We start from the raw sequence: 1,096 nt of genomic DNA on the forward strand, positions 1-1,096 counted from the left end.
TCGGTGGCTGTGGTGCCGTTGGCGATGGCCTCGATGTAGCCGGTCAGGTCTGTGGGCCGCAGGACCCAGATGCCTCCGTGCGGGGGGAGGTAGAAGACGGCGAACGAGCGGGCTTCGGGGTCGTCCTCCCAGACGGGGACGACGGCGACGGCGGCGCCGGTGTCGACGTTGATCCACTGGGCGCGGGGCCGGGGCTGGTCCTTGTCGTAGACGCTCGGGTCCAGAAAAGGTGCGGTGCCCTCGCCCCACTTCTCCTCGAACCTCTCGTGGAACACCGGGAACAGGGTGTTGTCGTATCGGCGCCACCCGCCGCGTACAGAATTCACTGCTCATCCTCCTTGCACGGTTCCCGGGTCAGGGGAACCACCAGCGGAACAGGGTCCGCAGGATCTCCGGATCGTCGACAACGGACCAGCCGGGCCGGGACGGCGCGACCCGCGAAGGGAAGTCCGCCCACAGCAGGGAGGTCGCCTCGGCCCGGCGCAGCGCCTGGTCGTAGGCCGCCCGCCGGTCGCGGCGGCCCAGAACCGAGTACGCCTCGAGCACCTCGCGCAGCCGCTCCGGATCGGCGCCCTCCCCGGCCTGCCCGTCCGGATGGAGTTCGCGGACAAGGCGACGGAAGGCCCGGCGGATCTCCTCGTCGGTGGCCGCGCGGTCGACTCCGAGCACAGAGTAGAAGTCAGCGGAACGCATCGCTGCCTCGCCGGAGTATGGCCTGCTGCCCTGGCCGGACCCGCGGTCCGGCCAGGGCAGCGAAGGTTCAGGCGGCGATCTCCTTCTTCTCCTTCTTCGTGGTGACGCTGATCTTGCGCGGCTTCGCCTGCTCGGCGACCGGGATGCGCAAGGTCAGGACCCCGTCGGCATAATCGGCACTGACCTTCGACGTATCCAGCGCATCGCCCAGGATCAGCTCACGCCCGAACGTGCCCTCGGGGCGCTCGGCGGCGACGGCCTCGGCCTCGTCCGGGCGATGAGAGCGCCGCTGCGCCCGGACTGTCAGGACGTTGCGCTCGACGTCGACATCGATCGTGTCCGGGTCCACCCCCGGAAGGTCGAACTCGACCACGAACTCCCCGTCCTGGCGCCAGGCCTCCAT

The 1,096-nt window shown here is 69.9% G+C and carries 3 protein-coding genes; all 3 read right to left on the minus strand.

Translation table 11 applies throughout. From position 1 onward, the window contains the following. Positions 1 to 326 (minus strand): hypothetical protein (locus ACLN58_RS22455; protein ID WP_415857417.1); only part of this gene is annotated, 326 nt, incomplete at its 3' end. 28 nt (positions 327 to 354) lie between these two features. Further along, complete coding sequence (locus ACLN58_RS22460; protein ID WP_415857418.1) at positions 355 to 693, minus strand: J domain-containing protein; 339 nt, start codon at positions 691 to 693, stop codon at positions 355 to 357. Positions 694 to 760: 67 nt separating this feature from the next. Further along, positions 761 to 1,096 (minus strand): Hsp20/alpha crystallin family protein (locus tag ACLN58_RS22465; RefSeq protein ID WP_415857419.1); only part of this gene is annotated, 336 nt, incomplete at its 5' end.

It is taken from the genome of Sinomonas sp. G460-2 (assembly GCF_047759905.1).
GTDB lineage: Bacteria > Actinomycetota > Actinomycetes > Actinomycetales > Micrococcaceae > Sinomonas.

Coding starts and splice junctions, on each gene's coding strand:
- ACLN58_RS22460 (WP_415857418.1), bottom strand. CDS start 693: ATGCGTTCCGCTGACTTCTACTCTGTGCTCGGAGTCGACCGCGCGGCC.